Annotated in this window: 32 protein-coding genes; all 32 read left to right on the plus strand. The window is 68.9% G+C overall.

Annotation, left to right across the window (positions count from 1 at the left end; all coding sequences use genetic code 11):
* Window positions 1-660: a 50S ribosomal protein L4 gene (gene rplD / locus ACFVSL_RS06920; protein WP_386939677.1), complete on the plus strand. Its 660-nt coding sequence runs from the start codon at window positions 1-3 to the stop codon at window positions 658-660.
* Window positions 657-959 carry a 50S ribosomal protein L23 gene (gene rplW, locus ACFVSL_RS06925; protein ID WP_153685731.1) on the plus strand — a complete coding sequence of 101 codons (303 nt, stop codon included), beginning with the start codon at window positions 657-659 and terminating at the stop codon, window positions 957-959. Before rplD ends, rplW begins: the two co-directional genes overlap by 4 nt.
* Before the next feature lie 16 nt (window positions 960-975).
* Window positions 976-1815: a 50S ribosomal protein L2 gene (gene rplB / locus ACFVSL_RS06930; protein WP_386939679.1), complete on the plus strand. Its 840-nt coding sequence runs from the start codon at window positions 976-978 to the stop codon at window positions 1813-1815.
* A gap of 12 nt (window positions 1816-1827) precedes the next feature.
* Window positions 1828-2109, plus strand: a complete 282-nt coding sequence (rpsS, locus tag ACFVSL_RS06935) for a 30S ribosomal protein S19 (protein WP_022889728.1) — start codon at window positions 1828-1830, stop codon at window positions 2107-2109.
* 25 nt (window positions 2110-2134) lie between these two features.
* Window positions 2135-2500 carry a 50S ribosomal protein L22 gene (rplV, locus tag ACFVSL_RS06940; protein WP_026378675.1) on the plus strand — a complete coding sequence of 122 codons (366 nt, stop codon included), beginning with the start codon at window positions 2135-2137 and terminating at the stop codon, window positions 2498-2500.
* Window positions 2500-3252: a 30S ribosomal protein S3 gene (rpsC, locus tag ACFVSL_RS06945; RefSeq protein WP_157423219.1), complete on the plus strand. Its 753-nt coding sequence runs from the start codon at window positions 2500-2502 to the stop codon at window positions 3250-3252. The genes rplV and rpsC overlap by 1 nt, the downstream gene beginning before the upstream one ends.
* 2 nt (window positions 3253-3254) lie before the next feature.
* A complete protein-coding gene (gene rplP / locus ACFVSL_RS06950) occupies window positions 3255-3674 on the plus strand; it encodes a 50S ribosomal protein L16 (protein WP_149161171.1) in 420 nt (139 codons plus the stop codon).
* Window positions 3674-4000 carry a 50S ribosomal protein L29 gene (rpmC, locus tag ACFVSL_RS06955; RefSeq protein WP_386939681.1) on the plus strand — a complete coding sequence of 109 codons (327 nt, stop codon included), beginning with the start codon at window positions 3674-3676 and terminating at the stop codon, window positions 3998-4000. The genes rplP and rpmC overlap by 1 nt, the downstream gene beginning before the upstream one ends.
* Before the next feature lie 2 nt (window positions 4001-4002).
* The gene (gene rpsQ / locus ACFVSL_RS06960; RefSeq protein WP_386939683.1) at window positions 4003-4305 is read left to right on the plus strand and encodes a 30S ribosomal protein S17; all 303 of its coding nucleotides are present in this window, start codon (window positions 4003-4005) and stop codon (window positions 4303-4305) included.
* Window positions 4306-4337: 32 nt separating this feature from the next.
* Window positions 4338-4706: a 50S ribosomal protein L14 gene (rplN, locus tag ACFVSL_RS06965; protein WP_157423221.1), complete on the plus strand. Its 369-nt coding sequence runs from the start codon at window positions 4338-4340 to the stop codon at window positions 4704-4706.
* Between the two features lie 3 nt (window positions 4707-4709).
* On the plus strand, window positions 4710-5069 hold the full coding sequence (gene rplX, locus ACFVSL_RS06970) for a 50S ribosomal protein L24 (RefSeq protein WP_386939685.1): 360 nt from the start codon (window positions 4710-4712) through the stop codon (window positions 5067-5069).
* Window positions 5069-5656: a 50S ribosomal protein L5 gene (gene rplE / locus ACFVSL_RS06975; protein WP_386939687.1), complete on the plus strand. Its 588-nt coding sequence runs from the start codon at window positions 5069-5071 to the stop codon at window positions 5654-5656. Before rplX ends, rplE begins: the two co-directional genes overlap by 1 nt.
* A gap of 170 nt (window positions 5657-5826) precedes the next feature.
* The gene (rpsH, locus tag ACFVSL_RS06980; RefSeq protein WP_022889737.1) at window positions 5827-6225 is read left to right on the plus strand and encodes a 30S ribosomal protein S8; all 399 of its coding nucleotides are present in this window, start codon (window positions 5827-5829) and stop codon (window positions 6223-6225) included.
* 4 nt (window positions 6226-6229) lie between these two features.
* Window positions 6230-6766: a 50S ribosomal protein L6 gene (rplF, locus tag ACFVSL_RS06985; protein WP_376944312.1), complete on the plus strand. Its 537-nt coding sequence runs from the start codon at window positions 6230-6232 to the stop codon at window positions 6764-6766.
* A 2-nt stretch (window positions 6767-6768) separates the two neighbouring features.
* A complete protein-coding gene (gene rplR / locus ACFVSL_RS06990) occupies window positions 6769-7128 on the plus strand; it encodes a 50S ribosomal protein L18 (protein ID WP_386939690.1) in 360 nt (119 codons plus the stop codon).
* Window positions 7125-7823 carry a 30S ribosomal protein S5 gene (gene rpsE / locus ACFVSL_RS06995; protein WP_157423227.1) on the plus strand — a complete coding sequence of 233 codons (699 nt, stop codon included), beginning with the start codon at window positions 7125-7127 and terminating at the stop codon, window positions 7821-7823. Before rplR ends, rpsE begins: the two co-directional genes overlap by 4 nt.
* Window positions 7823-8008 carry a 50S ribosomal protein L30 gene (rpmD, locus tag ACFVSL_RS07000; protein ID WP_022889741.1) on the plus strand — a complete coding sequence of 62 codons (186 nt, stop codon included), beginning with the start codon at window positions 7823-7825 and terminating at the stop codon, window positions 8006-8008. Before rpsE ends, rpmD begins: the two co-directional genes overlap by 1 nt.
* Entirely contained in the window at window positions 8008-8676 is a 669-nt protein-coding gene (gene rplO / locus ACFVSL_RS07005) for a 50S ribosomal protein L15 (protein ID WP_022889742.1), read from the plus strand. The genes rpmD and rplO overlap by 1 nt, the downstream gene beginning before the upstream one ends.
* 132 nt (window positions 8677-8808) lie before the next feature.
* Entirely contained in the window at window positions 8809-10134 is a 1326-nt protein-coding gene (secY, locus tag ACFVSL_RS07010; RefSeq protein ID WP_386939692.1) for a preprotein translocase subunit SecY, read from the plus strand.
* Window positions 10131-10772, plus strand: coding sequence for an adenylate kinase (locus ACFVSL_RS07015; protein ID WP_386939694.1), 642 nt, complete (start codon window positions 10131-10133; stop codon window positions 10770-10772). Before secY ends, ACFVSL_RS07015 begins: the two co-directional genes overlap by 4 nt.
* A gap of 5 nt (window positions 10773-10777) precedes the next feature.
* Window positions 10778-11605, plus strand: coding sequence for a type I methionyl aminopeptidase (gene map, locus ACFVSL_RS07020; RefSeq protein WP_386939696.1), 828 nt, complete (start codon window positions 10778-10780; stop codon window positions 11603-11605).
* Window positions 11606-11667: 62 nt separating this feature from the next.
* A complete protein-coding gene (ptsP, locus tag ACFVSL_RS07025; protein ID WP_386939698.1) occupies window positions 11668-13350 on the plus strand; it encodes a phosphoenolpyruvate--protein phosphotransferase in 1683 nt (560 codons plus the stop codon).
* A gap of 217 nt (window positions 13351-13567) precedes the next feature.
* Window positions 13568-13789: a translation initiation factor IF-1 gene (infA, locus tag ACFVSL_RS07030; RefSeq protein ID WP_011186713.1), complete on the plus strand. Its 222-nt coding sequence runs from the start codon at window positions 13568-13570 to the stop codon at window positions 13787-13789.
* Between the two features lie 67 nt (window positions 13790-13856).
* Complete coding sequence (rpmJ, locus tag ACFVSL_RS07035) at window positions 13857-13970, plus strand: 50S ribosomal protein L36 (protein ID WP_022889747.1); 114 nt, start codon at window positions 13857-13859, stop codon at window positions 13968-13970.
* Between the two features lie 157 nt (window positions 13971-14127).
* Window positions 14128-14508, plus strand: coding sequence for a 30S ribosomal protein S13 (rpsM, locus tag ACFVSL_RS07040; protein WP_386939700.1), 381 nt, complete (start codon window positions 14128-14130; stop codon window positions 14506-14508).
* 32 nt (window positions 14509-14540) lie between these two features.
* A complete protein-coding gene (gene rpsK / locus ACFVSL_RS07045; RefSeq protein WP_092668574.1) occupies window positions 14541-14939 on the plus strand; it encodes a 30S ribosomal protein S11 in 399 nt (132 codons plus the stop codon).
* A 132-nt stretch (window positions 14940-15071) separates the two neighbouring features.
* Window positions 15072-16058, plus strand: coding sequence for a DNA-directed RNA polymerase subunit alpha (locus tag ACFVSL_RS07050; protein ID WP_022889750.1), 987 nt, complete (start codon window positions 15072-15074; stop codon window positions 16056-16058).
* Between the two features lie 47 nt (window positions 16059-16105).
* A complete protein-coding gene (rplQ, locus tag ACFVSL_RS07055; RefSeq protein WP_386939702.1) occupies window positions 16106-16657 on the plus strand; it encodes a 50S ribosomal protein L17 in 552 nt (183 codons plus the stop codon).
* Window positions 16658-16805: 148 nt separating this feature from the next.
* Entirely contained in the window at window positions 16806-18104 is a 1299-nt protein-coding gene (locus ACFVSL_RS07060) for an acyltransferase (protein WP_386939704.1), read from the plus strand.
* A 9-nt stretch (window positions 18105-18113) separates the two neighbouring features.
* Complete coding sequence (gene truA / locus ACFVSL_RS07065) at window positions 18114-19088, plus strand: tRNA pseudouridine(38-40) synthase TruA (protein WP_386939706.1); 975 nt, start codon at window positions 18114-18116, stop codon at window positions 19086-19088.
* A gap of 155 nt (window positions 19089-19243) precedes the next feature.
* Window positions 19244-19690 carry a 50S ribosomal protein L13 gene (gene rplM, locus ACFVSL_RS07070; RefSeq protein ID WP_157423236.1) on the plus strand — a complete coding sequence of 149 codons (447 nt, stop codon included), beginning with the start codon at window positions 19244-19246 and terminating at the stop codon, window positions 19688-19690.
* A 43-nt stretch (window positions 19691-19733) separates the two neighbouring features.
* Complete coding sequence (rpsI, locus tag ACFVSL_RS07075) at window positions 19734-20219, plus strand: 30S ribosomal protein S9 (protein ID WP_386939709.1); 486 nt, start codon at window positions 19734-19736, stop codon at window positions 20217-20219.
* Window positions 20220-20236: the final 17 nt, after the last annotated feature.

The raw sequence follows: 20236 nt of genomic DNA on the forward strand, positions 1-20236 counted from the left end.
ATGGCTACCGCCAACACCATCGACGTGCTCGACGCGACCGGCAAGAAGTCCGGCTCGTTCGAGCTGCCCGCCGAGCTCTTCGACGTGCAGACCAACGTCCCGCTCATCCACCAGGTCGTCGTCGCGCAGCTCGCTGCGGCGCGCCAGGGCACGCACAAGACCAAGACCCGCGGCGAGGTCTCGGGCGCCGGTCGCAAGCCGTTCAAGCAGAAGGGCACCGGCCGCGCTCGTCAGGGCTCGATCCGCGCTCCGCACATGACCGGCGGTGGCGTCGTGCACGGCCCGCAGCCGCGCGACTACTCGCAGCGGACCCCCAAGAAGATGATCGCCGCGGCTCTGCTCGGCGCCCTCTCCGACCGCGCTCGCGGCGGCCGCATCCACGCGGTCTCGGGCTTCGTCCCCGGTGAGGCCCCCCGTACGAAGGACGCGATCGCGCTCCTCGGCGGCATCGCCCCGGCCAAGCACTTCCTGGTCGTGCTCACGCGCGACGAGGAGCTCGCCGAGCGCGCCGTCCGCAACATCCCGACCGTGCACGTGCTGCCGGTCGACCAGCTCAACGCCTACGACGTGCTCGTCGCCGACGACATCGTCTTCAGCGCCGCCGCGCTCGAGGCCTTCGTGGCCGCGAAGTCGGCGAAGAAGGAAGAGGTCTCCGCATGAGCGCCGCTCACAACAAGGACCCGCGCGACATCATCATCGCGCCGGTCGTCTCGGAGAAGAGCTACGGCCTGATCGACGAGGGCAAGTACACGTTCATCGTGGACCCCCGCTCGAACAAGACCGAGATCAAGCTCGCCATCGAGAAGATCTTCAACGTCCAGGTGGCGTCGATCAACACCCTGAACCGTCAGGGCAAGACCCGCCGCACCCGGTTCGGCATGGGCAAGCGCAAGGACACGAAGCGCGCGATCGTCACCCTCAAGTCCGGCTCGATCGACATCTTCACGGCTGTCGGCTAAGGAGCAGAGGTAGAAAATGGCTATTCGTAAGTACAAGCCCACGACCCCGGGTCGTCGCGGTTCGTCGGTCGCCGACTTCGCGGAGATCACGCGTTCGACTCCTGAGAAGTCGCTGCTCCGCCCCCTGTCGAAGACCGGTGGTCGCAACAACCAGGGCCGCATCACGACCCGTCACATCGGTGGTGGCCATAAGCGCCAGTACCGCGTGATCGACTTCCGTCGCAACGACAAGGACGGCGTGAACGCCAAGGTCGCTCACATCGAGTACGACCCCAACCGCACCGCGCGCATCGCGCTGCTGCACTTCGTCGACGGCACCAAGCGCTACATCCTGGCTCCGAACAAGCTCTCGCAGGGCGACATCGTCGAGTCGGGCCCCGGCGCCGACATCAAGCCGGGCAACAACCTGCCGCTGAAGAACATCCCCACCGGTACCGTCGTGCACGCCATCGAGCTGCGCCCCGGTGGCGGTGCCAAGATGGCTCGCTCGGCCGGCGCCTCGGTGCGTCTCGTCGCCAAGGACGGCCCCTACGCGCAGCTCCGCCTGCCGTCGGGCGAGATCCGCAACGTCGACGCGCGCTGCCGCGCGACCGTCGGCGAGGTCGGCAACGCCGAGCAGTCGAACATCAACTGGGGCAAGGCTGGCCGCAAGCGCTGGAAGGGCGTCCGCCCGACCGTCCGCGGTGTCGCGATGAACCCGATCGACCACCCGCACGGTGGTGGTGAGGGCAAGACCTCCGGTGGTCGTCACCCGGTCAGCCCGTGGGGTCAGGCCGAGGGCCGCACTCGTCGCCCCAACAAGGAAAGCGACAAGCTCATCGTCCGTCGTCGCACCGTCGGCAAGAAGCGCAAGTAGGAGTAAGAGAAGATGCCTCGCAGTCTCAAGAAGGGCCCCTTCGTCGACGAGCACCTGCTTCGCAAGGTCGTCGTCCAGAACGAAGCCGGTTCGAAGAACGTCATCAAGACGTGGTCGCGCCGCTCGATGATCATCCCGGCCATGCTCGGCCACACGATCGCCGTGCACGACGGCCGCAAGCACATCCCGGTGTTCGTCACCGAGACCATGGTGGGTCACAAGCTCGGCGAGTTCGCCCCCACCCGCACCTTCCGTGGTCACGTGAAGGACGACAAGAAGGGCCGCCGCCGCTGACGCGGTGGCGTGAAGGAGGAAAGAAATGGTGGAGTCGATCGCACGCGTGCGTCACATCCGCGTGACCCCCATGAAGGCCCGTCGTGTCGTCAACATGATCCGCGGCAAGCAGGCTCAGGAGGCCCTGGCCATCCTGAAGTTCGCCCCCCAGGGTGCGAGCGAGCCCGTGTACAAGCTCGTCGCCTCGGCCATCGCGAACGCTCGCGTCAAGGCCGATGCAACGAACACCTATCTGGACGAGCAGGACCTCTACATCAGCCGCGCATTCGTCGATGAGGGCACCACCCTCAAGCGTTTCCAGCCGCGTGCGCAGGGTCGTGCCTTCCGCATCAACAAGCGAACGAGCCACATCACCGTCGTGCTCGCCACGCCCGAGGAGGGTACGAAGTAATGGGTCAGAAGGTCAACCCGTACGGCTTCCGTCTCGGCATCACCACCGACCACGTGTCGCGGTGGTTCTCCGACTCGACGAAGCCCGGACAGCGCTACGCCGACTACCTCGCCGAGGATGTCAAGATCCGTCGTCTGCTCCAGACGTCGCTCGACCGCGCGGGTGTCTCGCGCATCGAGATCGAGCGCACCCGCGACCGCGTCCGCGTGGACATCCACACGGCGCGTCCCGGCATCGTGATCGGCCGCCGCGGCGCCGAGGCCGAGCGCATCCGCGCCGACCTCGAGAAGCTCACCGGCAAGCAGATCCAGCTCAACATCCTCGAGGTGAAGAACCCCGAGGCCGACGCCCAGCTCGTCGCGCAGGGCATCGCCGAGCAGCTCTCCGCTCGCGTGGCGTTCCGCCGCGCGATGCGCAAGGGCCTGCAGGGCGCGCAGCGCGCCGGCGCCAAGGGCGTCCGCATCCAGGTGTCGGGGCGTCTCGGCGGCGCCGAGATGAGCCGCTCGGAGTTCTACCGCGAAGGCCGTGTGCCCCTGCACACGCTCCGCGCGAACATCGACTACGGCTTCTACGAGGCCAAGACCACCTTCGGCCGCATCGGCGTGAAGGTCTGGATCTACAAGGGCGACATCACCAACAAGGAACTCGCGCGCGAGCAGGCGGCCCAGAAGCCGTCTCGCGACCGCAACGACCGTCCCCGTCGCGACCGCGCCCCCAAGGCCGAGCCGGCGACCGCAGGAGTTGAGGCATAACCATGTTGATTCCCCGTCGAGTCAAGTACCGCAAGCAGCACCACCCCGGCCGCTCGGGCCAGGCCACCGGTGGCACCAAGGTGTCGTTCGGTGAGTTCGGCATCCAGGCGCTGACGCCCGCTTACGTGACCAACCGTCAGATCGAGTCAGCTCGTATCGCCATGACGCGTCACATCAAGCGTGGCGGCAAGGTGTGGATCAACATCTACCCCGACCGTCCGCTCACGAAGAAGCCGGCCGAGACCCGAATGGGTTCCGGTAAGGGTTCGCCCGAGTGGTGGGTCGCCAACGTCAAGCCGGGTCGCGTCCTCTTCGAGGTCTCGGGCGTCTCCGAGGAGCTCGCCCGCGAAGCCATGACCCGTGCCATCCACAAGCTGCCCCTCAAGGCACGCATCATCAAGCGCGAGGAGGGCGACGCATAATGGCCGTCGGCACCAAGGAGCTCAGCCCCGCAGAGCTCGACACCTTTGAAGACGAGCGACTCGTCGACGAGCTGAAGAAGGCCAAGGAAGAGCTGTTCAACCTGCGCTTCCAGTCGGCCACCGGCCAGCTCGAGAGCCACGGCCGCCTCCGTGCGGTCAAGCGCGACATCGCCCGCATCTACACGGTCATCCGTGAGCGCGAGCTCGGCATCCGTGCCACGCCCGCGCCGGTCGAGGCGGCTCCCGCCAAGGCCGAGAAGAAGACGAAGAAGGCCAAGGCCGAGGCGGATGCCCCGGCTGAGGCCGCAGAGACGAAGGAGGCCTGATCATGGCTGAGACCAAGAAGGCTCCGGCCGAGGTCGACACCGCGGCCGAGCTCGTCCGCGGCTACCGCAAGGTCCGTCGCGGCTACGTCGTCAGCGACAAGATGGACAAGACCATCGTCGTCGAGGTCGAGGACCGCGTGAAGCACCCGCTGTACGGCAAGGTCATCCGCCGTACCTCGAAGGTCAAGGCGCACGACGAGCAGAACACCGCCGGCATCGGCGACCTCGTCGTGATCAGCGAGACCCGCCCCCTTTCCGCCACGAAGCGCTGGCGTCTCGTCGAGATCGTCGAGAAGGCCAAGTAAGCCTCGGGCTTGCTTGAGAGAAGGAGTTCGAAGTGCTTCAGCAGGAATCACGAGTCAAGGTCGCCGACAACACCGGCGCCAAGGAGCTGCTCACGATCCGCGTTCTCGGTGGATCGAAGCGTCGTTACGCCGGTGTCGGCGACGTCATCGTCGCCACCGTCAAGGACGCGATCCCCGGCGGCAACGTCAAGAAGGGCGATGTGGTCAAGGCCGTCATCGTCCGCACCGTCAAGGAGACCCGTCGTCCCGACGGCTCGTACATCAAGTTCGACGAGAACGCCGCGGTCATCCTGAAGAACGACGGTGACCCCCGCGGCACCCGTATCTTCGGTCCGGTCGGTCGCGAGCTGCGCGACAAGAAGTTCATGAAGATCATCTCGCTGGCACCGGAGGTGCTGTAAAACATGGCCAAGATCAAGAAGGGCGACCTCGTCCAGGTCATCTCGGGCCGCAGCCAGGCTCGCGGCGGAGACCGCGGCAAGCAGGGCAAGGTCCTCGAGGTGCTCGTCGCCGAGAACCGCGTCGTCGTCGAAGGCATCAACTTCGTCACGAAGCACGTTCGCGTCGGTCAGACGCAGCGCGGCTCGAAGACCGGTGGCATCGAGACCCACGAGGCGCCGATCCACGTTTCCAACGTCGCGATCGTCGACCCCGAGACGAAGAAGCCGACCCGCGTCGGCTTCCGCACCGAGCAGGTGACGAAGGACGGCGTCACCAAGACCGTCCGCGTCCGCTACGCCAAGAAGTCAGGTAAGGACCTGTAATGACCGACACGGCAACGCAGGCTGGCAAAATCCAGCCGCGACTGAAGACCAAGTACCGCGGCGAGATCGCCAAGGGCCTCACCGAGCAGTTCGAGTACACGAACCCGCACCAGGTGCCCGGCCTCGTGAAGATCGTCGTGAACATGGGTGTCGGCGAGGCCGCCCGCGATGGCAAGGTCATCGACGGCGCGATCGCCGACCTCATCAAGATCACCGGCCAGAAGCCGCAGGTGACCAAGGCCCGCAAGTCCATCGCGCAGTTCAAGCTGCGCGAGGGTCAGCCGATCGGTGCGCACGTCACGCTCCGCGGCGACCGCATGTGGGAGTTCCTGGACCGCCTGCTCTCGCTCGCCCTGCCCCGCATCCGCGACTTCCGCGGTCTCAGCGACAAGCAGTTCGACGGCAACGGCAACTACACCTTCGGCCTCACGGAGCAGTCGATGTTCCACGAGATCGACCAGGACAAGATCGACCGCGTTCGCGGCATGGACATCACCGTGGTGACCACCGCCAAGAACGACGAGGAGGGTCGCGCGCTGCTCAAGGCGCTCGGCTTCCCGTTCAAGTCGAACGACGCTGCGCAGTAGTAACTGCTTGTAGTAGACTCTACGAGTTTGTGCTCGCGCCTGCCGGTCTCCGATCACTCGGGGGCCGGCGGGTGCGGGACTCCGGTCTCACGCAATCGCTGAGACCACACCACAGGTCAGTCCCCATGTAACGGGTCCTGAAACCTGGTGAACGTAAGGAACGAATCGTCATGACGATGACCGACCCGGTCGCTGACATGCTGACCCGTCTGCGGAACGCGAACTCCGCACACCACGACTCCGTGTCGATGCCGAACTCGAAGCTCAAGGCGCACATCGCCGAGATCCTGAAGCTCGAGGGCTACATCGCCGACTTCGAGGTCACCGACGCTCGCGTGGGCAAGACCCTCACGCTGAAGCTCAAGTTCGGCCCGAACCGCGAGCGCTCGATCGCAGGCATCAAGCGCGTCTCGAAGCCCGGCCTCCGCGTGTACGCGAAGTCGACCGAGCTGCCCAAGGTCCTCGGTGGCCTCGGCGTCGCGATCCTGTCCACTTCCAGCGGTCTGCTGACCGACCGCCAGGCCGAGAAGAAGGGCGTGGGTGGGGAAGTCCTCGCCTACGTGTGGTAACCCCATGTCACGAATCGGACGACTTCCCATCGACATCCCCGCGGGTGTCGACGTCAAGATCGACGGCTCCGCCGTCACCGTCAAGGGCCCGAAGGGCGAGCTCTCGCTCAACGTCGCGTCCCCCATCGAGGTCAAGCTCGAGGAGAACCAGGTCGTCGTGACCCGTCCCGACGACGAGCGCGCCTCGCGTTCGCTGCACGGCCTCACGCGCACCCTCATCGCCAACGACATCATCGGCGTCACCGAGGGCTACTCCAAGGGCCTCGAGATCGTCGGCACCGGTTACCGCGTCGCGCAGAAGGGCAGCGCGGTCGAGTTCGCGCTCGGCTTCTCGCACCCGGTCACGGTCGAGGCGCCCGAGGGCATCACGCTGACCGTCGAGGGCAACAACAAGATCACGGTCGCCGGCATCTCGAAGCAGGCCGTCGGCGAGACCGCCGCCAACATCCGCAAGATCAAGAAGCCCGAGCCGTACAAGGGCAAGGGCATCCGCTACGCCGGCGAGGTCGTGCGTCGCAAGGCCGGAAAGTCAGGTAAGTAATCATGGCTGTGAAGAGCAAGACGGCCGCGCGTTCGCGCCGCCACACCCGCCTTCGCAAGAAGATCGTCGGCACGGAGCTCCGCCCCCGTCTCGTCGTCACCCGCTCGGCCCGCCACGTCTTCGTGCAGGTCGTCGACGACGCCAAGGGTCACACCGTCGCGTCGGCGTCGACCATGGAGGCCGACCTCCGTGCGTTCGACGGTGACAAGACCGCCAAGGCGAAGAAGGTCGGCGAGCTCGTCGCCGAGCGCGCCAAGCAGGCCGGTGTCGAGTCCGTCGTCTTCGACCGCGGCGGCAACAAGTACGCCGGTCGCGTCGCCGCGATCGCCGATGGAGCGCGAGAGGCAGGACTGAGCCTGTGAGCGAGAACACTGTGAAGGAGACCGAGGTGACCGCAGAGGCACCCGTCGAGACGGCAGCGGCGTCCGAGCCCGCCCGCAACGAGCGCGACTCGCGCCGTGGCGGCGGCCGCGACCGCAACCAGGGCCGCGACCGTGGCGGTCGTGACGCTGAGAAGAGCCAGTTCCTCGAGCGCGTCGTCACCATCAACCGCGTGTCGAAGGTCGTCAAGGGCGGCCGTCGCTTCAGCTTCACGGCGCTCGTCGTCGTGGGTGACGGCAACGGTCTCGTCGGCGTCGGCTACGGCAAGGCGCGCGAGGTCCCGACCGCGATCTCGAAGGGCGTCGAGGAGGCGAAGAAGAACTTCTTCCGCGTCCCCCGCGTCGGTTCGACCATCCCCCACCCGGTCCAGGGTGAGGCTGCCGCCGGTGTGGTGCTCCTGCGCCCGGCGTCGCCCGGTACCGGTGTCATCGCCGGTGGTCCGGTGCGCGCCGTGCTCGAGTGCGCCGGCATCCACGACGTGCTGTCGAAGTCGCTCGGCTCGTCGAACACGATCAACATCGTGCACGCCACGGTCGAGTCGCTGAAGCAGCTCGAGGAGCCCCGTGCGGTCGCCGCCCGTCGTGGTCTCGACTACGACGAGGTCGCCCCCGCGCGCCTCATCCGTGCCGAGGCACAGGCGGCCGAGGCCGCAGCAGCAGCGAAGGCAGGTGCCTGATGGCCAAGCAGCTGAAGGTGACCCAGATCAAGTCCAAGGTGAGCGAGAAGCAGTACCAGCGTGACACGCTGCGCAGCCTCGGGCTCAAGCGAATCGGCCAGTCGGTCGTGCGTGAGGACACCCCGCAGAACCGCGGGTACGTCAACACCGTCGCTCACCTCGTGAAGGTTGAGGAGATTGACTAATGGCTGACGAGAAGAACGACGCCACCACCGAGGCCCCCAAGAAGGCCCCGGCGAAGAAGGCCGCCGCGAAGCCCGCCGCCGAGAAGGCCGCCCCCAAGGCGGCCGCAGCGAAGAAGGCTCCGGCCAAGGCCGCTGCCGCGAAGGCCGACGACGCGAAGGCCGAGAAGGCCCCCGCGAAGAAGGCTCCCGCGAAGAAGGCGGCCCCCAAGGCCGACGTCGCGGAGAAGCGCGAGCAGGTGCTGAAGGTCCACCACCTCCGCCCCGCCCCCGGTGCCAAGAAGGACAAGACCCGCGTCGGACGCGGTGAGGGTTCGAAGGGCAAGACCGCCGGTCGCGGCACCAAGGGTTCGAAGGCCCGCAACAACATCCGCCCCGGCTTCGAGGGCGGCCAGCTTCCGTACCACATGCGTGCGCCGAAGCTCCGCGGCTTCAAGAACCCGTTCCGCGTCGAGTACCAGGTCGTCAACCTCGACAAGCTGGCCGAGCTCTACCCGAAGGGCGGCGACGTCACCATCGCCGACCTGATCGAGAAGGGCGCCGTCCGCAAGAACGAGCGCGTCAAGGTGCTCGGCAACGGCGACATCCAGGTCAAGCTCAACGTGGCCGTCGACAAGGTCTCCGGCTCGGCCGAGCAGAAGATCGTCGCCGCCGGCGGCTCGGTCAAGTAAGACCGAAACACGATTGGTTCGAGCCAGTCGGGACCTCGCGTAGGATAAGCGGGGTCTCGACTGGCTCGAGTCGTATAACGAACCAACTCCCTGCGCGGCGCAGACGCATCGCACGGAGCAACAGGAGGACGAGTGTTCAACGCCATCGGGCGGATCTTCCGCACGCCGGATCTTCGCCGCAAGCTCGGGTTCACGCTGGGCATCGTGGCCCTGTTCCGGCTCGGATCCTTCATCCCCGCGCCGTTCGTCGACTTCGGCAACGTGCAGCAGTGTCTCGCGGCCAACCAGGCCGCCGGGGCATCCGGTCTCTACGACCTGGTGAACCTCTTCTCGGGCGGTGCGCTGCTGCAGCTCTCGATCTTCGCGCTGGGCATCATGCCGTACATCACCGCGTCGATCATCGTGCAGCTGCTCCGCGTGGTCATCCCCCACTTCGAGACCCTCTACAAGGAGGGCCAGGCGGGCCAGGGCAAGCTCACGCAGTACACCCGCTACCTCACGATCGCCCTCGGCGTCCTGCAGTCGACCACGCTCATCACGGTCGCCCGCTCCGGCGCGCTGTTCCCGAACAGCGACCCCTCCTGCTCGGCGCTGATCACGAACGACGCCTGGTACGCGATCCTCCTCATGGTCATCACGATGACCGCCGGTACCGGCCTCATCATGTGGATGGGCGAGCTCATCACCGAGCGCGGCATCGGCAACGGCATGTCGCTGCTCATCTTCACCTCGATCGCCGCGACCTTCCCCGGCTCGCTCTGGGCCATCGGCATCGCCCGCGGCTGGGACGTCTTCGCGATCGTCCTGCTGATCGGCCTCGCGGTCGTCGTCCTCGTCGTGTTCGTCGAGCAGAGCCAGCGGCGCATCCCGGTGCAGTACGCGAAGCGCATGGTCGGCCGACGCACCTACGGCGGCAACAACACGTACATCCCGATCAAGGTCAACATGGCCGGCGTCGTGCCCGTGATCTTCGCCTCGTCGCTGCTGTACCTGCCCGCGCTCATCGCGCAGTTCAACCAGCCGGCCGCCCGTGAGGACCCGCAGCCGTGGGTGCTCTGGATCACGAACTACCTGACCAAGGGCGACCACCCGCTCTACATGCTCCTGTACTTCCTGCTCATCGTCGGCTTCACGTACTTCTACGTGGCGATCACCTTCAACCCCGACGAGGTGGCCGAGAACATGAAGAAGTACGGCGGCTTCATCCCCGGCATCCGCGCGGGCCGCCCGACGGCCGAGTACCTCGACTACGTGCTGACGCGCATCACCGCGCCCGGCTCGCTCTACCTCGGGCTCATCGCGCTGATCCCGCTGATCGCGTTCGTCGCGGTCGGCGCCAACCAGAACTTCCCGTTCGGCGGCGCATCCATCCTGATCATCGTCGGCGTCGGCCTCGAGACGGTCAAGCAGATCGACGCCCAACTCCAGCAGCGACACTACGAAGGACTTCTCCGATGACGCCAGCCGCCTCGAACGGCCCCGCCGCAGCCAGCTCCGCCCGCTTCCTGATCGTCGGCCCCCAGGGGTCCGGCAAGGGGACGCAGGGCGTGCTCGTCGCGGAGGCCTTCGGAGTGCCGCAGGTCGCCACCGGCGACATCTTCCGCGCGAACGTCGCGGGCGGCACGGAGCTCGGCAAGCGGGTCCAGGCGATCATCGAGGCCGGCGACCTCGTGCCCGACGCGCTCACGAGCGAGCTCGTGCGCGACCGGCTCCAGCAGGCGGATGCCTCGTCCGGGTTCCTGCTCGACGGCTACCCCCGCAACCGCGGCCAGGTCGACGACCTCGACGCGTTCCTCGCGGGCCGCGACGAGTCGCTCGACGCGGTCATCGAGCTCGAGGTCCCGCGCGACGAGTCGATCCGCCGCATCCACCAGCGTGCGATCGAGCAGGGCCGCACCGACGACACCGAAGAGGTCATCGCCAACCGTCTCGCGATCTACGAGCGCGAGACGGCGCCGATCCTCGACGTGTACCGCGCGCGCGGCCTCGTCGTCCGCATCGACGGCGTCGGCACGCTCGCCGAGGTCACGGGGCGCATCTTCGAGGCGCTCGCCGCACGGGGCCTCGCTCCGCGGCACCCCGGCGCCGCGGCCTGAGTCGCGTGTTCCGGCGTTCGATCTACAAGTCGCCGGCCCAGCTGCGATCGATGGTCGCGGCGGGCCGCGCGACGGCCTCGGCCCTCGCCGAGGCGCGTCGGCTGGCCGTCGCGGGCGCGACCGGCCTCGAGCTCGACGCCGCGGCCGAGCGCACCATCACGGCGGCGGGCGGCCGGTCGAACTTCCAGCTCGTCCCCGGGTACCGGCATACGCTGTGCGTCTCCGTGAACGACGACGTGGTGCACGGCATCCCGGGCGAGCGGCGATTCCAGCCCGGTGACATCGTCTCGGTCGACGGCGGGGCGGAGGTCGACGGGTGGAACGGCGACTCGGCGTTCACGATCGTGCTTCCCGACCCCTCTCGACCCGAGATCGTGGCGGCGCGCGAGACGCTCTCGACGGTCACCGAGCACGCGCTCTGGCACGGCATCGCGACGCTCGCGCGCGCGACGCACCTCAACGAGGTCGGCGCGGCGATCGAGGACTACGTGCGCGGCGAGGGGGAGTACGGCATCCTGACCGACTACGTCGGCCACGGCATCGGCCGCACGATGCACGAGGAGCCGCCGGTGTTCAACTACCGCGTCGACCGCCGCGGCCCCGCAGTGAAGCCGGGCCTCGTCGTCGCGATCGAGCCCATGCTCGTCGCGGGCGCGGTCGACACCTTCGTGCGCGACGACGACTGGACCGTCACGACCGCCGACGGCGCCGACGCGGCGCATTGGGAGCACAGCGTGGCCGTGCACGCCGGCGGCATCTGGGTGCTGACCGCCCCCGACGGGGGAGCCGAGGGCCTCGCCCCGTTCGGCGTCGTCCCGACGCCCGTCGACTGAGCGATTCCGACTGAGCGACCCGCCCGCGGGATAGGCTGATCGCGGGTGCCGGAAGGCGCCGGATGCCGATCGAGCCGGGGGTGGTCGAGGTGGAATTCATCGGGATCGGGGTGGGTCGCGGCATCGCGATCGGCCCGGTGGCCTGGATGTCGCCGCCGCCGCCGGAGCCGTCGACGGCGACGAGCGGACGCGGCCCCGAGCTGGAGCTCGAGCGGGCGGAGGCCGCGGCGGCCGAGGTCGCCCGGGAGCTCCGGAGCCGGGCGGCCGCCGTGGAGGGCACCGCGTCCGAGGTGCTCGAGGCGCAGGCGCTCATGCTGGAGGACCCCGCGGTGCACGGCAGCATCGCCGAGCACGTGGGGCGGGGCGCCACGGCCGAGCGCGCCGTGTTCGAGGCCTTCGCCGGCTACCGCGAGCTGCTCACGGGCATGGGCGGTTACCTCGCCGAACGCGCGGCGGATCTCGCCGACGTCGCGCATCGCGTCATCGCCGAGTTGTCGGGGGCGGCCGCGCCCGGCATCCCCGACCCCGGTCACCCGTTCGTGCTCGTCGCCCACGACCTCGCCCCCGCCGACACGGCGACGCTCGACCTCGACCGCGTCCTCGCCGTCGTGACCCTCGAGGGCGGGCCGACCTCGCACACGGCGATCCTCGCCCGCGAGAAGTCGCTCGTCGCGATCGTCGGCGCGGATGCCTCGGGGCTCGTCGAGGGCGAGACGGTGATCGTCGACGCGGGGCACGGGCGCATCGTGCGCGCCCCCACCGCCGACGAGATCGCCGCGGCGGTCGCGCGCCAGGAGGAACTGGCGGCCGAGGCCGCAGCGCCGATCGCTCCGGGGCGCCTCGCCGACGGCACGCCGGTCCCGCTGCTCGCGAACCTCGGCGACCCCGCAGGAGCCGAGGAGGCGGTCCGCCTCGGCGCCGAGGGCGTCGGCCTGTTCCGCACCGAGTTCCTGTTCCTCGGCTCGGAGTCCGCGCCCTCGGGTGCGGTGCAGCAGGAGGCCTACGAGCGGCTCCTCGCCGCGTTCCCCGAGCGCAAGGTCGTGGTGCGGGTGCTCGACGCGGGGGCCGACAAGCCACTCGCCTTCCTCGGCGGGCAGCACGAGGAGAACCCGGCGCTCGGGGTGCGGGGCATCCGTGCCCTGCGCCGCACCGAGCCCGTCCTGCGAGAGCAGCTCGACGCCCTCGCGGTCGCCGCGTCGCGGACGAACGCGAGGCTCGAGGTGATGGCGCCGATGATCGCGACGGTCGAGGAGGCCGCCTGGTTCGCGGGGATCGTCCATGCGACGGGGATCCCGGTCGCGGGCGTCATGGTGGAGGTGCCGGCCGCCGCACTGCTCGCGGACCGGGTGCTCGCCGTGGTCGACTTCGCCTCGATCGGCACGAACGACCTCACGCAGTACACCATGGCGGCCGACCGGGTGCTCGGCGAGGTCGCAGAACTGCAGGACCCGTGGCACCCGGCAGTGCTCGGGCTCGTCGCGGCGGTGGGGGAGGCCGGCGCCGCGCTCGGGAAGCCGGTCGGCATCTGCGGCGAGGCCGCCGCGGACCCGCTGCTCGCGGTCGTGCTCGTCGGTCTCGGCGCGACGAGCCTCTCGATGTCGCCGTCGGCCCTCGCGGGGGTTCGGGCGCGACTCCTCCGGTACTCGGCGGTGCAGGCGCGGTCGATCGCCGAGGCGGCGCTCGGTGCGGACGGCGCCGTATCGGCGCGTTCGGCGGCCGAGGCCGCCGCGGCGGCGTTCGACTGAGCGGCCGCGCCGGCAGTTCGGGAGCGGAGCGAGTCGGGCACTCGCGCGCTCGCGGCCCCGACTGGCGAAAACCGCGGAAATGACCTAAAGTTGACCCTTGGTGTTCTGCACGCCTGCCTTGGCATGCCCGACGACCTCGTCAGAGGGTATCGCGCACGGCTCGCGCGCAGCAGTCATCGCACGACCAGCATCCCAAACTCCAAGCGATAGTGAGGCTATGGCCAAGAAAGACGGCGTCATCGAGATCGAAGGCTCGGTCATCGAGGCTCTCCCGAACGCAATGTTCCGGGTGGAGCTCACGAACGGGCACAAGGTCCTCGCGCACATCTCAGGAAAGATGCGCCAGCACTACATCCGCATCCTCCCCGAGGACCGCGTGATCGTCGAGCTGAGCCCCTACGACCTGACGCGCGGGCGCATCGTCTACCGCTACAAGTAAGGGCTGCCGGAAAGTAACGGCCCGCGGCATCCCGCGGGTACGAGGACAGCGAATCAGAGGAACCACTGTGAAGGTCAACCCCAGCGTCAAGCGCATCTGCGAGAAGTGCAAGGTCATCCGTCGTCACGGCCGCGTGATGGTCATCTGCGAGAACCCGCGCCACAAGCAGCGCCAGGGCTGAGCGCCCGACGCGGGGCCGCGCCGTGTGCGCGGCCCTGAACCACAACTGAATACGAATCGGCACTGCCAGATCCCGCTCACGCGGGGGACACCTCGGGACGGAGGCCCGGGCACCGGCAGTGCTCCACACCTCCACTTCGAATCAGGAGAAGCCACACATGGCACGTCTGGCAGGAGTCGACATCCCGCGCGAGAAGCGCGTGGAGATCGCACTGACTTACATTTTCGGCGTCGGCCGCACTCGCGCGCTGCAGACGCTCGCGGAGACCGGCATCGACGGGAACATCCGCGTGAAGGACCTCAGCGACGACCAGCTGGTCGCGCTTCGCGACTACATCGAGGCCAACTTCAAGGTCGAGGGTGACCTCCGCCGTGAGGTCGCCGCCGACATCCGCCGCAAGGTCGAGATCGGCTCGTACGAGGGCCTCCGCCACCGTCGCGGCCTTCCGGTCCGCGGTCAGCGCACCAAGACCAACGCTCGTACCCGCAAGGGCCCGAAGCGCACCGTCGCCGGCAAGAAGAAGCCCGGCCGCAAGTAACCGCTCGTCGCCAGATCTAGGAGATTTCACACATGGCAGCACCCAAGGCGGCTACTCGCAAGCCGCGCAAGAAGGAAAAGAAGAACATCGCCGTGGGCCAGGCCCACATCAAGTCGACGTTCAACAACACGATCGTCTCGATCACCGACACCACCGGTGCCGTGATCAGCTGGGCCTCCTCGGGCGGCGTCGGCTTCAAGGGCTCGCGCAAGTCCACCCCGTTCGCCGCGCAGCTCGCCGCCGAGTCGGCTGCGCGCCAGGCGCAGGAGCACGGCATGAAGAAGGTCGACGTCTTCGTCAAGGGCCCCGGCTCGGGCCGTGAGACCGCAATCCGTTCGCTCCAGGCCGCCGGCCTCGAGGTCGGCAGCATCAACGACGTGACGCCGCAGGCGCACAACGGCTGCCGTCCCCCGAAGCGCCGCCGCGTCTAAGGCTCTCCGGACCGGTGGTCGGGCCCTGCTCCTCGGAGCGGGCCCGGCCACCGGGCATCCGTTCTCACACAACTCAAGATCCTCGACCTCGCAGGTGTCATATAGCGGACACCCTGCCGAAAGGAATCAACAGTGCTGATCGCACAGCGCCCGACGCTCACCGAAGAGAACATCTCGGAGTTCCGTTCGCGTTTCGTGATCGAGCCCCTCGAGCCGGGCTTCGGTTACACCCTCGGCAACTCGCTTCGCCGCACCCTCCTCTCCTCGATCCCCGGCGCGGCCGTGACGAGCATCCGCATCGACGGCGTGCTCCACGAGTTCTCGACGGTTCCCGGTGTGAAGGAGGATGTCACCGAGATCATCCTGAACATCAAGAACCTGGTCGTCTCGAGCGAGCACGACGAGCCCATCACCGCCTACCTGCGCAAGCAGGGCGCCGGTGAGGTCACCGCCGCCGACATCTCCGCTCCGGCGGGCGTCGAGGTGCACAACCCCGAGCTGGTCATCGCGACGCTCAACGACTCGGCGAAGTTCGAGCTCGAGCTCACGATCGAGCGCGGCCGCGGCTACGTCTCGGCTTCGCAGAACCGCAACGAGTACTCCGAGGCCGGCCAGATCCCGGTCGACTCGATCTACTCGCCGGTGCTCAAGGTCACCTACCGCGTCGAGGCCACCCGTGCCGGCGAGCGCACCGACTTCGACCGCCTCGTCGTCGACGTCGAGTCGAAGCCGGCCATCTCGCCGCGCGACGCCATCGCCTCGGCGGGCCGCACGCTCACCGAGCTGTTCGGCCTCGCCCGCGAGCTGAACACCGCGGCAGAGGGCATCGAGATCGGCCCCGCGCCGGTCGACGCCGTGCTCTCGAGCGAGCTCTCGATCCCCATCGAGGACCTCGACCTCTCGGTGCGCAGCTACAACTGCCTGAAGCGCGAAGGCATCAACACGGTGTCGGAGCTCGTCGCCCTGAGCGAGTCGCAGCTCATGAACATCCGCAACTTCGGTCAGAAGTCGGTCGACGAGGTGAAGGACAAGCTCACCGAGATGAACCTGTCCCTCAAGGACTCGGTGCCCGGTTTCGACGGCGCCCACTTCTACACCGGCTTCGACGACGAGAACTAGTCGCTCGCGCACGTAGCACCGACCCCACACACTGGAGATAACGAACCATGCCGAAGCCCACCAAGGGCCCCCGCCTCGGAGGCGGACCCGCGCACGAGCGACTCCTGCTCGCGAACCTCGCGGCTGCGCTCTACACGCACAAGAGCATCACCACCACCGAGACCAAGGCGAAGCGGCTCCGCCCGCTCGCCGAGCGCCTCATCACGTTCGCCAAGCGCGGCGACCTGCACGCTCGCCGTCGCGTCCTCGCCGTGATCGGCGACAAGGCCGTCGTCCACGAGCTGTTCGCGGTCATCGCCCCGCAGGTCGCCGACCGTGAGGGCGGCTACACCCGCATCACGAAGATCGGCAACCGCAAGGGCGACAACGCGCCCATGGCGGTCATCGAGCTCGTGCTCGAGCCGGTCGTGAAGAAGCAGCGCGCCGCGAAGCCGGCCGCCGCGCCGGTCGCCGACGAGGCGCCCGCCGCCGACGAGACGGCTGCCGACGAGGTCGTGACCGAGGCCGAGGCCGCGGTCGACGAGGCCGCCGGCGCCGAGGCGTCGGAGGAGTCGACCGAGGCTCCCGCCGAGGAGACCGAGGCGGCCGAGGCCAAGTAGTCTCGACCAGATCGCCGACGGGCCCCTGTGCATTGCGCACAGGGGCCCGTTCGCATCTGTGCCACAATCGTCGTCGCGAGGCGGCGGGCCGGCTCGCCGAGGGCCGGGCTGCCGAACGCGCCGCCGCCCTCCGAGCTGAAGGAGCTTCGTGCGCGCACCGGTGCGGATCCCCGAGGATCGCGACCTCTCGATCGACTTCGCCCGGGCGCTCTGCCTCCCGGTCGTCGTGCTGCTGCACGCGCTCCAGATGGGCATCGGCGGCGATCCGCTGCGGGCGTTCAACGCCCTCGACGGCTTCGAGCCGCTCGCCTGGGCGACGTGGCCGCTCATGATCATGCCCGTGTTCTTCATCTGCGGCGGCTTCGCCTCGATCACGCAGTGGCGGCGGCTCCGCGGGCACGGCGAGACGGGCGCGCACTACCTCCGGGTGCGAGCCGTCCGGCTCGCGCAACCCGTCGTGTCGGTGACGGCCGCGGTCGGGCTCGTCCTCGCGGGCATGCTGCTCGCGGGTGTCGACGTCGGCTTCGTGCAGAGCTTCGCGGTGCGCCTGGCCGAACCGCTCTGGTTCATCCCCGTCTACCTCATCTGCACCGCGCTCGTGCCCGCCATGTCGTGGCTGCACCGGCACGCCCCCTGGCCCGCCTACCTCGGCCTCGCGGCGGGCGCGGTGCTGGTCGACGTGCTCGCGCGCGGCCTCGGCCTGCCCGTCGGCGCGCTCAACTGGCTCTTCGTCTGGCTGTTCGCGCAGCAGCTCGGGTTCGGGCTGCGCGACGGCTGGTTCGCTCGGCGCTCGTGGCCGGTGCTCGCAGGACTCGCCGTGTTCGCGTACGGATTCATCGCGATGCTCGTCGCGGTCTTCGGCTACTCGCACGACATGCTCGACAACCTGAACCCGCCGAGCCTCGCGATCATGGCCCTCGCGCTCGGCCAGGTCGCCCTCTTCGCGCTGCTGCAGCCGGCCATCCGGCGGTTCGTCGCCCATCGGGCGGTGCTCGGCGCCGTGTTCGTGTTCGGCGTGTACGGCATGGTCATCTACCTCTGGCACACCTTCGCGATGGCGATCGTGACGGCGGGCCACCTCGCCGTCGGCCTGCCGTTCCCGCCGGTGCTCTCGCCGGCGTGGTGGGCGACGCGGCCGCTCTGGATCCTGGCGATCGCGCTCGTGGTCGCCGCCTGCTGCCTCGTCGTGCCGCGACTCGAGTCGCGGTGGCCGGCGCCGGTCGAACGCCGGACCCCGCTCGCGATGGTGATCGTCTGGACGCTCTGCGCCGTCGCCGGCGTGGGCGTGTTCCTGACGATGGGCTACGTGCCGCTCGTGCACGGCCTGCTCGGCTGGGCGCTCGTGACGATCGCGGTGGTCGCCCTCATCGTGGGAGGCCCCGGTCCGCGCGCCCGGCGCCCGCGCGCCGACGAGGTCGACGCGCTCGCCGCGACGGCACGCACCTAGGCTGGCGGTATGGACACGAGCGAGGCGGATGCCGCGGACGCGACACCGGTCGACGCGAACGGGCGAGCCGACGAGACCGTGCGCATCCGGTTGGGCATCGCCTACGACGGCACCGACTTCAAGGGCTGGGCCGCGCAGCCCGGGTTGCGCACCGTGCAGGGCACGCTCGAGGGCGCCCTCGCCACGCTCTTCCGCCGCGAACGCGTGGCGCCTCGGCTGACGGTCGCGGGCCGCACCGACGCCGGAGTGCACGCGCTCGGCCAGGTGGCGCACCTCGACGTGCCCGCGGCGGCGTACGCGAACGTCACCAGGCGACGACGGGGCGAGGCCGCGAGCGGCCTCGACGATCCGGCCGCCGTCCTGCTGCGCCGGGTCACGGGCATCCTCGGCACGGCCGACGCCGACGTGGTCGTCACGCACGCCGAGTCGGCTCCCGCCGGCTTCGATGCGCGGTTCTCGGCGGTCTGGCGCCGGTACGAGTACCGGGTCGCCGACGCGAACGCCCTGCACGACCCCCTGGTGCGCAACCGCACCGTCCGGTACCCGCGCGAGCTCGACGTCGAGGCGATGGATCGCGCGGCGGGCCGCCTGCTCGGGCTCCACGACTTCGCGGCGTACTGCAAGCCGCGCGAAGAGGCGACGACGATCCGCACCCTGCAGGCCTACGGCTGGCGCCGGGCCGAGGGCGGGGTGCTCGTCGCGACGCTGCAGGCCGACGCGTTCTGCCACTCGATGGTCAGAGCCCTCGTCGGCGCGTGCGTCGCGGTGGGGGAGGGGCGGCTCGCCGACGACGGCCCCGAACGGCTGCTCGCCGAGGCGGAGCGCACGAGCGCGTTCAAGGTCATGCCCGCGAAGGGACTCGTGCTCACCGAGGTCGGCTATCCCGACGACGCCGAGCTCGAGGCCCGCGCCCTGCAGACCCGGGCACGGCGGCAGCTCGCCGTGCGCGGCATCCCCGACCCGGTGACGGAGCCGCGATTCTGAATCGCCGGTCGAAGCTGCTAGAATCTCCCTTTGGTGCCGTTCACTGCAGCGGCGCCCGAAGTTGAGCCCTCCACCAGGCGTTCGCCCGCATCGCGTTCGAACTCCCCCGGAGTGGGATTCACGAACCCCTCACTCGATCAGAAAGCAGCACTTCCGTGACGCGCACCTACACCCCGAAGTCGAACGAGATCCAGCGCGACTGGGTCGTCATCGACGCGACCGACATCGTCCTCGGTCGTCTCGCGAGCCACTCCGCAGCCCTGCTGCGCGGCAAGCACAAGGCGATCTTCGCCAACCACGTCGACACCGGTGACTTCGTCATCATCGTCAACGCCGACAAGGTGGCCCTCACCGGCCAGAAGCTCGAGCAGAAGAAGGCGTACCGCCACTCGGGCTACCCGGGCGGCCTCAAGGCCGTCGGCTACGCCGAGCTCCTCGAGAAGAACCCCGTTCGCGCCGTCGAGAAGGCGATCCGCGGCATGCTCCCGAAGAACTCGCTCGGTCGGGCGCAGCTGAAGAAGCTCAAGGTCTACGCAGGCCCCGAGCACCCGCACGCCGCTCAGCAGCCCAAGCCGTACACCCTCACCCAGGTCGCCCAGTAATTCCGGCACCCTCGACGTTCTCGAAATAAGGATTCACACCAAAATGGCGAAGATCGCAGACCAGATCGAAGCGGCTCCCGAGAGCTACACGACCGAGAGCGCCCCCGAGGCCGCTCCCACCACCCCCCGCCCCGTGCTCAACGTGTCGGGTGCAGCCGTCGGCCGTCGCAAGCAGGCCATCGCCCGCGTGCGCGTCGTGCCCGGCGCCGGCACCATCACGGTCAACGGCCGTGAGTTCGCGGCGTACTTCCCGAACAAGCTGCACCAGCAGCTCATCACCGACCCGTTCACCGTGCTCGAGCTCACCGGCTCGTACGACGTGATCGCGAAGATCACCGGCGGCGGCCCCTCGGGCCAGGCCGGTGCGCTGCGCCTCGCGATCGCGCGTGCGCTCAACGAGATCGACCGCGAGAACAACCGCCCGACCCTGAAGAAGGCCGGCTTCCTCACGCGCGACGCCCGCGTCATCGAGCGCAAGAAGGCCGGTCTCAAGAAGGCCCGCAAGGCGCCGCAGTTCTCGAAGCGTTAATCCGCTCCGCGAATCCG

Source organism: Agromyces sp. NPDC058064, assembly GCF_042885275.1.
GTDB lineage: Bacteria > Actinomycetota > Actinomycetes > Actinomycetales > Microbacteriaceae > Agromyces.

Excerpts from the sequence above, each read along its gene's own strand:
- rpsC (WP_157423219.1), top strand. The coding sequence starts at position 2,500 with ATGGGTCAGAAGGTCAACCCGTACGGCTTCCGTCTCGGCATCACCACC.
- rpsH (WP_022889737.1), top strand. The coding sequence starts at position 5,827 with ATGACGATGACCGACCCGGTCGCTGACATGCTGACCCGTCTGCGGAAC.
- rpmC (WP_386939681.1), top strand. The coding sequence starts at position 3,674 with ATGGCCGTCGGCACCAAGGAGCTCAGCCCCGCAGAGCTCGACACCTTT.
- ACFVSL_RS07015 (WP_386939694.1), top strand. The coding sequence starts at position 10,131 with ATGACGCCAGCCGCCTCGAACGGCCCCGCCGCAGCCAGCTCCGCCCGC.
- rpmD (WP_022889741.1), top strand. The coding sequence starts at position 7,823 with ATGGCCAAGCAGCTGAAGGTGACCCAGATCAAGTCCAAGGTGAGCGAG.
- rpsQ (WP_386939683.1), top strand. The coding sequence starts at position 4,003 with ATGGCTGAGACCAAGAAGGCTCCGGCCGAGGTCGACACCGCGGCCGAG.
- rplV (WP_026378675.1), top strand. The coding sequence starts at position 2,135 with ATGGTGGAGTCGATCGCACGCGTGCGTCACATCCGCGTGACCCCCATG.
- rplR (WP_386939690.1), top strand. The coding sequence starts at position 6,769 with ATGGCTGTGAAGAGCAAGACGGCCGCGCGTTCGCGCCGCCACACCCGC.
- rplO (WP_022889742.1), top strand. The coding sequence starts at position 8,008 with ATGGCTGACGAGAAGAACGACGCCACCACCGAGGCCCCCAAGAAGGCC.
- rplD (WP_386939677.1), top strand. The coding sequence starts at position 1 with ATGGCTACCGCCAACACCATCGACGTGCTCGACGCGACCGGCAAGAAG.
- rpsI (WP_386939709.1), top strand. The coding sequence starts at position 19,734 with ATGGCGAAGATCGCAGACCAGATCGAAGCGGCTCCCGAGAGCTACACG.
- rplP (WP_149161171.1), top strand. The coding sequence starts at position 3,255 with ATGTTGATTCCCCGTCGAGTCAAGTACCGCAAGCAGCACCACCCCGGC.
- ptsP (WP_386939698.1), top strand. The coding sequence starts at position 11,668 with ATGCCGATCGAGCCGGGGGTGGTCGAGGTGGAATTCATCGGGATCGGG.
- rpsM (WP_386939700.1), top strand. The coding sequence starts at position 14,128 with ATGGCACGTCTGGCAGGAGTCGACATCCCGCGCGAGAAGCGCGTGGAG.
- rplB (WP_386939679.1), top strand. The coding sequence starts at position 976 with ATGGCTATTCGTAAGTACAAGCCCACGACCCCGGGTCGTCGCGGTTCG.
- rplF (WP_376944312.1), top strand. The coding sequence starts at position 6,230 with ATGTCACGAATCGGACGACTTCCCATCGACATCCCCGCGGGTGTCGAC.
- infA (WP_011186713.1), top strand. The coding sequence starts at position 13,568 with ATGGCCAAGAAAGACGGCGTCATCGAGATCGAAGGCTCGGTCATCGAG.
- rplX (WP_386939685.1), top strand. The coding sequence starts at position 4,710 with ATGGCCAAGATCAAGAAGGGCGACCTCGTCCAGGTCATCTCGGGCCGC.
- rplW (WP_153685731.1), top strand. The coding sequence starts at position 657 with ATGAGCGCCGCTCACAACAAGGACCCGCGCGACATCATCATCGCGCCG.
- rplQ (WP_386939702.1), top strand. The coding sequence starts at position 16,106 with ATGCCGAAGCCCACCAAGGGCCCCCGCCTCGGAGGCGGACCCGCGCAC.
- rpsK (WP_092668574.1), top strand. The coding sequence starts at position 14,541 with ATGGCAGCACCCAAGGCGGCTACTCGCAAGCCGCGCAAGAAGGAAAAG.
- rplE (WP_386939687.1), top strand. The coding sequence starts at position 5,069 with ATGACCGACACGGCAACGCAGGCTGGCAAAATCCAGCCGCGACTGAAG.
- rpsS (WP_022889728.1), top strand. The coding sequence starts at position 1,828 with ATGCCTCGCAGTCTCAAGAAGGGCCCCTTCGTCGACGAGCACCTGCTT.
- truA (WP_386939706.1), top strand. The coding sequence starts at position 18,114 with ATGGACACGAGCGAGGCGGATGCCGCGGACGCGACACCGGTCGACGCG.